Consider the following 13,092-nt stretch of genomic DNA (forward strand, 5'->3'; position numbering starts at 1 on the left):
ATCGATTATTACAACAACAAGTCACCTAATTATATAACCTGTCTAACTTTAAGGGGTCACTTCAATATGGGTGGTCTTTTATTTGGTTCAATAGACGTAACCGATGTCCTGCGAACTTAGACTTAATAGAGAGGGTTAATAACACTCTATCAGCACGATTAGATACATGAGTTGGAAACTGTTCAATTATTTCTGCTAATGTTGCTCTCGGTGTAATCTGACTTAGATCATCATTAATAAAATAAGTCATTATAGGTAAATTCCTAACAGTTCTAAACATATTATAAATAGAAACCTTAAATAAATTTGGTTGTAAGCGATGTTCAGTTGGCAGATCGTCAAATGCTTTTCTATTTAGTTTGTAAATTCCGCATGTTCTACACTCAATATGTATCGATTCACTTCTCTCAATATATGCAGAAGTATCATTACATAATGGACACTGGTTCATTTTTCAATCCCCTTTTTTACAGTTATTTCAGCTAAAGTTGTTGGATTCGATTCACGAACCTGAAGGGTTGCCTGCCAATCTCAGCTCCCTGCTATTACTTCTAGCAGACCCAGAAGCGTAGCAACGCAACGTGAATCTTATGTTAGACAAATCTATTCTTTCATATGTTTAAAACTTATTTCTTTGTCAATCAAGCTCTTCACATTCTTACAAACTACCTCCAAGGTATCAGTTTCCAGCTCAAAATTCTTTGCTCCTGTATACAGGATAATTCTTGCAAGTTCAGTCGCTTTAGAAATCATACTTGTCGCATTGAAGGCTTGAGGTCCTACTGCTACTACTAACCCCTCCATATCTTCTATCATGAAGCCTGAGGCAGCGTTAATATTCGAATGTACAAAACTTGAATCAAAAGGATACATCATTTTATACCAATATGTCATATCAACTTCTTCAGCCATATCAAAAAGAGATTTATTCGACCACTGCGTCTTTTTTCTGAATTTTTCCTTTTTAGTATCATAAGCTTGCTCTATTTGTTCTCTTTGTTCACTTTTGATAGAATGACCAGAATAATATTCATCCATGAATTGCAATAATTTATGGTCACTTATTGACTTGTAGTCTACAAAACGCTCTGCTTCCTCCTCAGGGCTTTTTGAAATGTAAAGCAAAGTGATTGTTGACTCTAACATAGTACGCAAAATAATACTGGCATCTTCATAAAACCCAGAAACAACCAACAACCTGAAGGAGAGCATGGATTTATGAAACTTCGTTAAAAAGTAAAGCGAAAGATGTGAGATAAGAGTATTTGATATTTCCCCACCCAATAAATATTTATCAATTAGATCAATCATTAACTTATTTGCCGCCAAAGATTTTTCGTGATTTTTTTCCATTTCTAGTACAACTTCTTTAATATACATCATACTCCCCCTTCCAATATAAGTTCGTCTAACGATTCTGGTATTCATTAGGATCGACGAATGTAAGATGTGTCCGAGCTGTCTCTCTGATAAATCCTTCTGCCGGACCGAAGGGGCGTATGGCCCGATGCGTAAATACCGTAGTTAATAAAGGTGATTAATGGAATAAAAACCACCTATCTATTCAAAACATATAATCTCTTAAATTCATCAGCAAACTTATATACAAAATCTCTATCGAGTGCTGTTGCAAGAGTTTCATCATTGTACTGAGCATTTTTACTCCAATTATATGAGCCGTGCATGACGTATTCTAAATCAATTATACAGAATTTATCATGCATTATATTACTACTAAAATATCCTGTTTTCGGTACCTTAACCAATTCAAATTTTTCTTCCAGTTTATCGACGAGCGAATCATTACCTTTATCATCAGAAATTATCACCTTAATATCTAATCCTTCTTTTTGCTTCTGAACAAGTTCCTTAAATATGTCTGTATCAATAAACCATGCTACCGCAATCCAAATGACGTACTTTGCACTTCGAATTCCTTGAATGATGGTATCTTGTATTTCGTTAAATACTACGTCATGTTCAGATACTTCATATAACTCTGATTCAATTAATCTTGGCTTAATCATTAAAGTACTATAATCATACCCTTCTGTTTCTATGTACAGTTCAGATGCAATATTATTAAACACCCCATGGTATTTATTGGATACATTAAATAGTGGTACAGGTACTCGCAATTCAACATTCTCCCAACATTGATATGACTTACGAGTAAAACTGCTTGTTTTTCTAAATGTAATTATTGATTTTCTGAGTATTGTTAATAATTCCGACTTGTTTTCATAGTCACCATATTTGACAATTTCAATCATTGTCTTCAGAAATTTTTCGCTATCCATAAGCCCTCCTATGATCTTCTACTAATTTAACTCCTTCGTCTAACGTATCCGCATTACCTACGTCCGATCGGCTTAAGGACTGAAGGTCCGGGTTACTCTGCCACTTAGCCTGTTGGAGTGTCCCCTAAATTCACTTCTATGAGGATTCCTTTTGGGTGACTAAGGGAGCTTAGCGACCGCTGTAGTAATGTACTGTTAGCTGATGGTATTGCCTTCTTTGAAATAGTTACTTGTCATATATGTTTCAAAAAGAAACGTACATAATGCTCCACTGACATTCACGGTTAGTACAGAGTGACTCGATGTCGGAGGTATATAATTTTCATTCTTTCCATGCGAATCTCCATACTTATTTCTAAACTCGGCAATAGCCGAAACTATTCCAGACATTGATCCAGTAAATTGTTTAACAATCCTCTCGCCATCAATATCAGGAAAGTACTCTAATTTATCAGCAACTTTCTTATAAAGTTATGGCAAATTGTCACGTTCTGAATATGATATATTCATTCTATTCAATAGCCACTTACAAGTACTCTCTAGCATAGATCTCGCTGCAGTAATGGAATCCTCTGGATCACTATTACTCTCTTTAATTGCTCTATCCCAGTCTTTCTTTACATGCTCTAAACTATATGTATCAAACATTGATTCTGGTTGGCTAACTAATACACCATTCACTGGAAGTATCTTTCCATTTAAATAATCAAATCCATCGTTATTCAACAATTTTATTAATTGAGTAAATCGAATATCTTCACTAATATTAAAATATTCATTATCATTCTTTATTAAATAGGTTTCGATCACCCTTATTAACTTTTGTACGTCATTCTTGTTGCTCAAGTCAAGATTACTTACATATGCATCAGCAGTTGATTTTCTTGCTCCAGAATACTTTGAAGTTTTGTAAATATACCTTCACTTTCAAATAATTCAGATATTTCGTTAACGGAAGATTTAGAAGACAATATATTAAAAAAAACATCAATAGTACGACTACTAACAATAAAATCTGCCATGATTACTCCCCCTTGTTTAACTGGCAATAATTTCAGCTAACTTATTATCTGCCACTCCCTTCGCAGATCCATCTTATAATATCTATATTCACGAGCGACTTTGTCATACTTGGGAAAATTATCTCTAATTATCATCTTCATTTACCTTACCATATAATCGATACTATGGATATTTCCATTACATTAATCTGGCCACTTGAAAATCCTGCCCGTAAGTTGAATAGGCCATCGCCAGCCTAACACTTCATTTCGTGTTTAAGCTGATTTTCTTTGTTTATAAACACACCAATTCAAAGACCGTTTTTCAAGAAACATCTTTTCATATAATAGTTAATAGTTTACAATCGTAAACATTTAGTTGACAACAGAATCGATGAACAATTTCTAGATGTCTCTGGAAGTCTACGTATGTTCGGAGATCCTGTAACGATAGCTCAATCCATACAACAGAAGGTTCTTAAACAGACCGGGGTGAAGGTACGGGTAGGTATTAGCTCGAATAAAATCCTATCCAAAATTGCAACTGACATTTGGGCAAAAAAGAACGAAAGTGGGATATTCACCTTGCCTAAGTCAGACATCGAGACCTTATTATGGCCACAACCTGTAAACAAAATGTTCGGCGTAGGTTCTCGCATGACATCACACTTCTTACGCTTGGGAATACACACCATTGGTGATATTGCTAGAACGCCTTTGCCACGGTTAAAAGAACAATTTCGAGCGCGTTTCGGCAAACAAAGTAACATTCAAGCCGAGGTCATGTGGAGAACCGCTAACGGGTTGGATGACTCCCCTGTGACACCGGGTACTTTTAATACAGCACCAAAGTCAGTCGGTCATATGATCACATTACCTAAAGATTACATTGAAATGGATCACGTAAATACGATACTCCTAGAGCTTACAGAAGAGGTCTGCCGCGACTGTCGCCGCAAGGGCAAAAACTAGAGGGCAACGGATTGTGGGAATCCAGTCGTATGATGCTACCTCAGCATAAAGAACAATCGTTAGCCATGTCCATTCAGAATGACACCTCTCAAGGGCCTCAAGAACCTCTAACAAGAAAGGAAATGGATATGATGCGCGAATACGTCCTTCTTCCTGTCGCACTCCACATTGTTGAGAAAAAGATCCTCGAGGTAGAGATGTCACCTCAGATGCTTAAGTTACTCTACTCCACAGCCGCCAAAGTGCTGGCTAACCATATACGAGAGGATATGCAGAAATCTAAAAAGCTTCTTTTCGAAAGAAATATTCGCGTATTTGAAGACAGCAAGAGTGATTCCGAACTCACCTATCGCTATATTTGTCGTGGAATGGAGGATCAATTTGTGATGACTAAAGACTATATGCGAGCTGAGGTCAGCGTGAGGATTGGGCGATATGTGAGAAGTTTGGCGGCGGTTATGAAAGAGAAGGCTATCGAGAAATAGGGTTCGAATACTTTCCCACCTAAATACAATTTCAAATTCATAAAAATATTCCCCTATACAAGGTGGCTGTTTAATCGTTGTATTTGAATACATACATCTCTTGTTAAGGTCAAACCCCTAGCCAAATAAGGGTTTCCGAATTATTCATATGCTGACAATACTACAGCCACAAGGGTTTGGGGATTGGCCCAAACTATTATGACAAAATATTATTACTCATAAAAACGTCTCCACCCAGATGCCTGTAAAGGAAATTATAAAATCCAATTTAGAGGTTGGGAAAACCTCTAACAAAGACCCACTTGTAATGATCCGCTGAACATCCCCTGCTTAAGCATACAAATAAGGTTTAAAAATTATTTGTATACACTCCACTCTCGCAAAGCAACCTGCCTCGCTAACACATGCATCGAATCCTTCTTTTCGCATCTCAAAACAGAGAAGTTGTATCTTCATCAGTGTAGTCAGAAGTCGAGATACATCAAGCCGTTGAAGAGTATATCTACTTTTATAACTATCAACGATTTCAGGCTGAACTCAAACAATGCTTGTCGATTGAGTATCGGCAAGCGTTGGTTGCATAGCTTTTTGCATCTGTCTACTTGACAGGGGAGATGACCACTGTAGGAATACCAGCATTTTATGGTGTTATAACCATCGAAAACATTGACATGAAAACCATTACTCAACATGGTGGATCCCATCCATACTTAATATCCATCTCCCACAAATGATTCATTGAGTTATCCTTCTACTTAATCTACAGAAGCAATCAATTTACTATAAGTTGAATTATTCATTAATAGCTCGTTATGGTTCCCCTTCTCAATAACAATTCCGTTATCTACGACAACTATAAGATCTGCGTCCTTCACGGTCGACAATCGATGGGCAACTATGATTGTCGTCATCCCTTCTCGATAGGATTTTAAGCATTCCATGAGTCTCTTTTCAGTAGTAAAATCTAACGCAGATGTAGCCTCATCCAAGATCAATATCTCTCGATTCATCCAAAGTGCTCTAGCCACAGCGAGCCTTTGCCTTTCCCCTCCTGATAGACTCATGCCACGTTCCCCTATACTCGTATCAAGTCCTAGAGCTAACTTGTTAATTAGTTCTGTCAATCCAGTTAACTCAGCAATTCGCATTACTTCTTCTTTTACATCATCACTATGATCTCGAAGTGTTATATTGCTGATCATTGTGCCTCCAAAAATGTATGGATCTTGAAATACGATCCCGATCTTTGATGATAAGTCCTCACGATTGTATTCCTTCATATTGCGCCCATTTATCAAAATCCCACCCTGCTGAGGATCAAAGAAGTTCATTAGTAAATGGCCCATGGTTGATTTCCCGCTGCCGCTAGTGCCTACAAAAGCAACCTTTTTCCCAATAGGAAGATCTAGCGAAACTCCTTTAATTACAGACTTCTCTGCTTGGTAATTGTAATTTACATTATCAAAGTTTAGTGAAGTTATAGACGTTAGACTCAATTTCCCTTCCCTTACTTCAGGCAACTCCGTTAAATGGTCATACCGTTCTTTTAGAGTTGTTATTTGCGTTAACGAAGCCATGAATTGAAACAGTTCATGTAGACTTGTCACCAGTTGAGAGACTAATTGATAAGAAATCACCAGTAAACCAATAGATAGCGAATCCTTCATTATTAAATAGCCACCTATCGCTAAAAGGGATACATTACATGTCCATTTCAGTATTTCACCACTAATTTGATAAGCATTCGACCACCTTAATTCTTTCATTACTTCTACAAAATATCTTTTAAATGTGTTACTATTACGTTCCTGTTCCCATTTCTCGCGATTGTAAGCAATAATCTCTCGTGTTGAAGAGACACTTTCCTCAATCGTAACAATAAAGTCTGATCTCCGCTTTATCACTTCTTTAGTAGATCGCTTAATTTTAGGTATGAAGTATTTACCAATCAGTGAGTAAACTACTCCGATACTGAGAACAAACAACATATAGTTGACACTCATTAACACCAGAATAGTCCCAATAAATATGATGGTTGATAGGTGCTGTATGCCTCTTGGAAGATCGTTCGCAATCTGTCTGGACAGCTGCGGAATTTCATTATTGATGACCTGAAAATAATGACCCGTTCTAGCTTCATTCAATTTCCGAATTGGTGTACGATACAACTGTCTTAATATATTACAAGACAGCTGCTTAGTTAGCTTTCCTTCATTTTTTTTCATTTGGAAAGGGGTTAATGTAAACATTGCAGCAAACAAGAGGATGATGGCTCCGTAACAAAGCAATATAGGGAGCAGAAGACTATATCTTCCATTTACCGCTACTTCATCTATAATCCACTTCTGAATGGCTATTAATCCAGTATTAGCCCCTGTTTCCACAACGACAAACAATATAGTAATCAAGTACGTCCATTTAAACGGCTTTATGCAATTATATATCCAGTTAAAAGTAGATATCATGAAGATCCCCCATTTTTGTCCGTTCCTTCATTTGATACAAGCTCATATAACACCTGTTTTCGTTCTAATAATGTTTGATAATCGCCCGTTTCTACAACACGTCCATTGTCCATCACGATAATATGATCATAATCTCGTATCGTGCTTAATCGATGCGCAATTGCGATAATAGTCCTTCCTTTATAGAGCATATCCAATGATTTCTTCACTTCATTCTCGCTCACCGTGTCTAATGCTGAAGTAGCTTCATCCAAGATAATAATAGAGGGATTTTTCAAAAATAGCCTTGCTACCGCTATTCTCTGTCTTTGCCCGCCTGATAACTTAATCCCTCGTTCACCTATGACTGAATTATATTGGTCAGGCAATTCCATAATGAATTCGTGACAGTACGCATGCTTCCCCGCGTCGATTACTTCTTGTTCCGTAGCCGACGGGCGTCCAAAGAGGATGTTTTCCTTAATCGTCCCACCAAATAAATAAAATTCTTGAAAAAAATACCCTATCGACTCCCTTAGATCTTCCTCCGAATAATCCATAATATCCTTTCCGTCCAAAAAAATGCTGCCGTTCGTAGGTTTATAAAAACGGGACAACAGTTTAACTATCGTCGTTTTACCACTGCCACTTGACCCTACAATTGCAGTTCTCTTCCCTTTAGGTAAGTCTACTGTTATGGAAGATAATATTTTACGATCAGCATTATATTGGAAATCCAAATCTATCAAGCGGAAATCTCCTTTAATCATTCCTCTTTTAACTGTATTCTCTCTCTTTAGCGGAACCTCCGGACTTAAAGACATAAACTGGTATAATCGTTCGATTTGGGTCACTAATAATTTCTGTTCCGTAAACCGCGTTACAATAGCCGTCAATTTCTGCATTGTAAAAAAGTAATAAAAAAGAAAGGCAACAAATCCTCCCAAGGATAACTGTTCATTCTTAATCAAATAAACTCCTAATAAAAAGACACCGATCCCACCTAGATGGTAGGTAAATCTGCGATAAGATCCTCTCATGAAAGCAAATAAGTCATGTGCAACCGCATTGCTTACCCAAGCTGTGATATAACGTTCATTCCGTGCTAAATCCCATTCTTCAGCCGAATAAGCTCTCAGTTCTCTAAGCGAGGAAAGACTCTCGTACAATTTATCACTTACACGGGTTTTATTTTCTACCAATTGCTGACCATAAAAAGTGGCTTTTCTCTCAAAATAAGGCCCTAACAAATAATAGAGAAGAAAACTAGGAATCATAATTAATGTTAACCTATAGTCAATTGTTAGCATAAAATAGACTGACACGATTACAATAATTGAATACTTAACAATATCTGGTATACACCTTCTGAATAATTCTTGGAAAATTTGAACTTCATTATTAAATATTGAAATTATCTCTCCAACATTTGTTTTTTCGAAATAGGGTATCCCCAAACGGCGGAGTTGAGCTAAAATTTTAAACTGAACTTCTTTGGAACTTTCCTCTCTAATGAACCGCTCTAAGATATTACTGCCAATCTGAAAGCATAACATGATTATAACGAGCACAAACAAATACCCAAGAACTTTTATGTATTGGGATATTTGTTTATTTAGAAGAGTATAGTCTATAAAGTGTTGTATAAGCTTGGGTATTGCCAACTCAATAACAGTGGCGACCAATCCACAAAATATGAACATTACTACTTTTAGAAGGAACGGCCTCAGATGGGATAATATCCATTTGTATACTGGCCAAAAGACATAACTCCTCTTTACGGTTTCTTCATTTATTTTCTTCAACCCAACTTCTATTGACAACAGAATCCCATCCTCTTTTATAATCGAAATGCAGCTGCCCGGTTCATTTTGAATACCCTCTGAACGATCGGATCTTCCCATTCAATCATTTGAAGATCACTATCATATTGATATACCTTATGAAGATAAGAGGTATCGTTTGGTGCCAGTGCCTGAAGAACTTCTTCAGGTATAAGCCCCTTATATAATTCATTCGTATAAAACAGACTATAGTAAACGCCCTCGTTACACTTATTTTCTTTTGCCTTAGAGACAAGCTCTTCCCATGAAAAATCATTATTGTAGACTGAAAACGCAATATCACATATCTTATAAAGGAGCAGATCCCTATAATTCAAGATTTCATCAAATGATGTAGCTTCCTTATAAAAGTGGTTACAAATAAAAACCAACATATCTATCTTCGACAAACAACTTACATCTGGAAACTCATGAAAAGTTATTGAGCTCTTCAATAGGTTTTCTACTATATTATCCGTACGATTTTTCGTATTTAGATCCACGGAATAATGCATGTCTACGATATGATAACGTAAGAAAGGATGCTCGACTTTTTTGATAAATGGATGAACCTCATGGGAATACATCGACCAGCTGAGTAGTTCCTCCCTTGCTGCAGGAATTATGCCCCCAGTTCTCACATCTACTTTCCCTTGTATATAGCCTAATTCTTTTAAGATTCGCGATGCTTTATTTATTTCAGAAGGATGGACCAGAATATCATTATCGACAAAGTCCCTGCTTCCCATATTTCGATATACACCAACAGCTAAAGCTGATCCTTTCATAAGAGCAAAATTAATTTGTTCCAATCGAAATTTATTACACATACCCATTGTTAGACGAAACTGCTCTTGCCCTTTCAGTTCCTGCATACTATATATATTTCTCAGATAATCATAAAACCTGCCAAAAGAACACTTCGTATTAAGAAGTTCTTCATTTCTAAAAAGGTTTAACCAGCATATTCCTGCAATTCGATGTATTTGGATGATACCTATCACTCTACTCCAGTCTAAAGACGATGTGACTAGTTCTTGAATGGCTTCTACATCATGATTATTCCATTGAGGTTTAGTTAACAATAAGACCAGTTGTTCTTCCAGTTCATTAAGAGATTCATTATCCAAATTATATCACCATCCCCATAAATTGCATCTTTTTTCAAAATAATTTATTAGTAACTCAACTTTCGCACCTAGAAAATCAGCTTAACCCCTTGAGTCTAAGGAATTAATTCAATAAAAGTGTTCATCTTGACAGAAAACACCTTTCTAGTTTGGTATCATGGAAGTGTCGATCAACCATGCAAACAAAGAAAGGTGCGTAACTCTATGTTACAACAACATTCCATGTCTGAACAGTCTCGTTTTTCCAAGCTTTTTGCAACACTTCAAATGGGGAAATGCCTACGAAATGCTGGGATTTCTAAGTCATTTGGTCTTTCTAGTCTTGCTGTTTTCCAAATCGTCTTCTCCCTTGTTTTTGAGGGGAAGAATTGGTTCCGTTTGCTAGAAAGCCAGCGGGGCGTAGATTTCTGCACGCTCTAAGCCTTAATATCGTGTTGCATTTTGAGTCGCTTATTTCATCTACTCGTGTTCGAGTATTCATCATCGACGATTCTGCGATCAATCGCAACCGGAGCAAAAAAGCCGAATTTCTGGCTCGGGTATTTGACCATACGACCGGTCGTTTCACCAAAGGATACAGCGTGCTGACGCTTGGATGGTCAGATGGATTCAGCTTTGCTCCGCTTGACTTTGTTATGCTTTCTTCAGCGAAGCTTGCGAATCGAATTTGTGAGATGACATCGAAGGTTTCTAAGCGTAGCCTGGGGTATAAGCGCCGAATGGAGGCCCTTTCTCGTAAGCCAGATGCCGTAGTCGCCCTATTAGATCGGGCTTTAACGGCTGGATTCAGTGCCGATTACGTGCTGATGGACAGCTGGTTCACCCAGGCACCACTCCTTCGCCAGCTGACAGATAAGGCCTTTGCGTGATTGGCATGGTGAAGGAAATGAAGCAGCGATACCTCGTTCAGGGACAACGAATGACGTTACGTGAAGTCTTTCAAAGCCTTCCAAAACATAAAAATTCGGACATAAAAGGTTCCGTGATTGTCCATACGACCTGCGGTCTGCCTGTGAAACTGGTTTTTGTACGAAACTGGAATAAACGACGGGAATGGCTTGCAATTTTGAGTACGGATGTATCCCTAGATTCGGCCGAAATCGTGCGAATTTATGGGATGCGCTGGAGTATAGAGACTTTTTTCAAAGTAACAAAAAGCTATTTAAAACTAGGAACAGAGTTCCAAGGTCGTTCGTTTGATCAACTGATTAGCCACACTACGATTGTATTTAGCCGCTATTTAGCGATGGAATATGAACGGCGTCAAACCCATGACAACCGAACACTAGGTGGGTTATTCTTTCTCTTTGCCTATGAAGTCCGCGATTTAGATTTTCAGACCGCACTCCAACAACTCATGGTTTTATTTCTCGAAATGGCCCAAGCGAAGACGAAGAAAAACAAAACGTCTATTTTTTGTCAACTACAGGATTGGATCTCTAGTTTACCCAGATATATCAAGGGTTTGTTTAAAGATTTAAGCTGCGAAAGTTGAGTTAGTAACTTAATATCCGTTTAATCGAATAAACAATCCAAATTATCCTTATCAGTCCTTTATATATTTAGAGGATAGTAACGTGATAATCTGGTTATATGAGAGAAAATTATCGATTATCAAATCTTCATCATCAATAACAATCTCTAATTTTTCCTCAATCGAGCTAATCAATGAAATTGTTTTAAAAGAATCCATGCCTAAAATACGAAGATCTGTATCTGGAAGAAATGAATCTGTTAGTTTTTCTTTAACCAATTGATCAACAACAGTTCTATAACCCGTGTATGTTTGCATTCTTTCTTTCCTCCCAGTAATGTAGTATTTATATTTAGTTTAGGTTCTTCAACAATGAAGGCCAGTCCGCTTCATTATCACCATATACATCGCATATAGCTTCCTTCCAACGATCAAGACCAAAAGCTATACATCCTGAATAAAGATATTCTTGAGAAGTATCCGTTATTCCGTATTTCTGACATATCATGTCTCCACAATTATTGAAAGATGCAATAGAAAATGTGTTGCCAGCATTACTTATAAATTCCAACTCATATTTAGCGTTAGCCATGGCCTGGAAAGCCCCTTTGGTTTTTAGGTCGTCGTAATGAAAGAATGGATCCCTTGCTGTAAGCAATTTTCCATGCAATCCGAGTTTCTCAAATAGATTCCAAATCTCATCCATCAGCTGATTTCGGAAGCTTTCAACTTGCTCTCTATGCCCAACGAACACAATCTCACGCATCGTAAATTCTGTTTTCCGAAAATCGTTAGTTTTCCAAGCGACTTCATGACGAAAACATTGCCCTCTGCTTGTATATATGATGAATTCATTTACTGGTTGTTGAGCTAGTTCTTCATATACGTGATAACAAATACAGGGTCTCAGATAAATACCCGCTGGGACAAAAGCAGGAAAAGGTAGACCCTCACTTTCTTTTCGTATTTGCTCAATTATCCGAAAATCATGAGGAATATGAAACAATGAGTATACGTTTTGTGGAAAGCTTTTATGGTACTGACATCTGTCCATAGCCTCCTCTGTGAGCAAAGAAGGATATTGCCGATTAATGGCCTCGTTTCCCTTTGCAATTTTTAATAATATGTTATCCAGTCTTTCCATTAGAATCATTTCGATTTCCGTATAAAAACTTTTAGTTTCTTTTACTTCAGTCTTTGCTTGAAGGTTATCACTAACCGTGTTATCTTTTATAATCCGTTGTTTGGCCACACGTAATATTTCAATGTTATCCTCGATATCCTTTAATCCGTCCTCCAAGAAAGATAAATATGTCTCATCCTGCAAGTAAATATTAATCGTTTTATTAGTAGAATTATACTCCACTCCAGTAATGTTTTCTGATATATAAGGGAGTCGGTCCAGTAATTCTCCAATCTGTATTTCATTATATTTAGCAGGAATCAAGAACGTTTTCATCATA

The 13,092-nt window shown here is 37.2% G+C and carries 11 protein-coding genes and 3 pseudogenes; 4 read left to right on the forward strand and 10 right to left on the reverse strand.

What is annotated here, in order from left to right; genetic code table 11:
• Window positions 1–603: 603 nt before the first annotated feature.
• The 5 genes and pseudogenes from PGLA_RS22770 to PGLA_RS28255 all read right to left on the reverse strand — a co-directional run bounded on the left by PGLA_RS22770 (window position 604) and on the right by PGLA_RS28255 (window position 3,322).
• Window positions 604–1,353, reverse strand: coding sequence for a DUF5677 domain-containing protein (locus tag PGLA_RS22770; protein WP_211269608.1), 750 nt, complete (start codon window positions 1,351–1,353; stop codon window positions 604–606).
• Window positions 1,354–1,556: 203 nt separating this feature from the next.
• A complete protein-coding gene (locus PGLA_RS22775) occupies window positions 1,557–2,300 on the reverse strand; it encodes a phospholipase D-like domain-containing protein (RefSeq protein WP_068537445.1) in 744 nt (247 codons plus the stop codon).
• Between the two features lie 195 nt (window positions 2,301–2,495).
• Window positions 2,496–2,759 (reverse strand): annotated as a pseudogene (locus PGLA_RS27180) (abortive infection family protein); the annotation flags it as partial.
• Window positions 2,760–2,771: 12 nt separating this feature from the next.
• A complete protein-coding gene (locus PGLA_RS22780) occupies window positions 2,772–3,146 on the reverse strand; it encodes a hypothetical protein (RefSeq protein ID WP_211269609.1) in 375 nt (124 codons plus the stop codon).
• Between the two features lie 11 nt (window positions 3,147–3,157).
• Window positions 3,158–3,322, reverse strand: coding sequence for a hypothetical protein (locus PGLA_RS28255; RefSeq protein ID WP_161487987.1), 165 nt, complete (start codon window positions 3,320–3,322; stop codon window positions 3,158–3,160).
• 369 nt (window positions 3,323–3,691) lie between these two features.
• Between PGLA_RS28255 and PGLA_RS22785 the strand changes: the two are divergent.
• From PGLA_RS22785 to PGLA_RS29870, 3 genes and pseudogenes are all read left to right on the forward strand, one after another.
• Window positions 3,692–4,264 (forward strand): annotated as a pseudogene (locus PGLA_RS22785) (Y-family DNA polymerase); the annotation flags it as partial.
• Between the two features lie 20 nt (window positions 4,265–4,284).
• Window positions 4,285–4,758, forward strand: a complete 474-nt coding sequence (locus tag PGLA_RS22790; protein WP_084411441.1) for a YhjD family protein — start codon at window positions 4,285–4,287, stop codon at window positions 4,756–4,758.
• A gap of 476 nt (window positions 4,759–5,234) precedes the next feature.
• The gene (locus tag PGLA_RS29870; protein ID WP_084411487.1) at window positions 5,235–5,342 is read left to right on the forward strand and encodes an IS3 family transposase; all 108 of its coding nucleotides are present in this window, start codon (window positions 5,235–5,237) and stop codon (window positions 5,340–5,342) included.
• Between the two features lie 171 nt (window positions 5,343–5,513).
• Here PGLA_RS29870 and PGLA_RS22795 read toward each other — a convergent pair whose 3' ends face one another.
• Genes PGLA_RS22795 through PGLA_RS22805 form a run of 3 tightly spaced genes read right to left on the reverse strand, consistent with a single transcriptional unit; the run spans window position 5,514 to window position 10,155 of the window.
• Window positions 5,514–7,223: an ABC transporter ATP-binding protein gene (locus PGLA_RS22795; RefSeq protein ID WP_068537451.1), complete on the reverse strand. Its 1,710-nt coding sequence runs from the start codon at window positions 7,221–7,223 to the stop codon at window positions 5,514–5,516.
• On the reverse strand, window positions 7,220–9,106 hold the full coding sequence (locus tag PGLA_RS22800) for an ATP-binding cassette domain-containing protein (protein ID WP_084411443.1): 1,887 nt from the start codon (window positions 9,104–9,106) through the stop codon (window positions 7,220–7,222). Before PGLA_RS22800 ends, PGLA_RS22795 begins: the two co-directional genes overlap by 4 nt.
• Entirely contained in the window at window positions 9,043–10,155 is a 1,113-nt protein-coding gene (locus PGLA_RS22805; protein ID WP_068537452.1) for a nucleotidyltransferase family protein, read from the reverse strand. Before PGLA_RS22805 ends, PGLA_RS22800 begins: the two co-directional genes overlap by 64 nt.
• Window positions 10,156–10,359: 204 nt before the next feature.
• Here PGLA_RS22805 and PGLA_RS22810 point away from each other — a divergent pair.
• Window positions 10,360–11,650 (forward strand): annotated as a pseudogene (locus PGLA_RS22810) (IS4 family transposase).
• Between the two features lie 51 nt (window positions 11,651–11,701).
• On the opposite strand, the gene PGLA_RS22815 reads toward PGLA_RS22810, so the two are convergent.
• Both PGLA_RS22815 and PGLA_RS22820 read right to left on the reverse strand, forming a co-directional pair.
• A complete protein-coding gene (locus PGLA_RS22815; RefSeq protein WP_068537453.1) occupies window positions 11,702–11,947 on the reverse strand; it encodes an acyl carrier protein in 246 nt (81 codons plus the stop codon).
• A gap of 34 nt (window positions 11,948–11,981) precedes the next feature.
• On the reverse strand, window positions 11,982–13,091 hold the full coding sequence (locus tag PGLA_RS22820) for an aminoacyl--tRNA ligase-related protein (protein ID WP_068537454.1): 1,110 nt from the start codon (window positions 13,089–13,091) through the stop codon (window positions 11,982–11,984).
• Window position 13,092: the final 1 nt, after the last annotated feature.

The sequence above is a fragment of the Paenibacillus glacialis genome (genome assembly GCF_001637205.1).
Classification (GTDB): domain Bacteria; phylum Bacillota; class Bacilli; order Paenibacillales; family Paenibacillaceae; genus Paenibacillus_AQ; species Paenibacillus_AQ glacialis.

Excerpts from the sequence above, each read along its gene's own strand:
- PGLA_RS22815 (WP_068537453.1), bottom strand. The coding sequence starts at position 11,947 with ATGCAAACATACACGGGTTATAGAACTGTTGTTGATCAATTGGTTAAA.
- PGLA_RS22770 (WP_211269608.1), bottom strand. The coding sequence starts at position 1,353 with ATGGAAAAAAATCACGAAAAATCTTTGGCGGCAAATAAGTTAATGATT.
- PGLA_RS28255 (WP_161487987.1), bottom strand. The coding sequence starts at position 3,322 with ATGGCAGATTTTATTGTTAGTAGTCGTACTATTGATGTTTTTTTTAAT.
- PGLA_RS22795 (WP_068537451.1), bottom strand. The coding sequence starts at position 7,223 with ATGATATCTACTTTTAACTGGATATATAATTGCATAAAGCCGTTTAAA.
- PGLA_RS22800 (WP_084411443.1), bottom strand. The coding sequence starts at position 9,106 with ATGGGAAGATCCGATCGTTCAGAGGGTATTCAAAATGAACCGGGCAGC.
- PGLA_RS22775 (WP_068537445.1), bottom strand. The coding sequence starts at position 2,300 with ATGGATAGCGAAAAATTTCTGAAGACAATGATTGAAATTGTCAAATAT.
- PGLA_RS22820 (WP_068537454.1), bottom strand. The coding sequence starts at position 13,091 with ATGATGAAAACGTTCTTGATTCCTGCTAAATATAATGAAATACAGATT.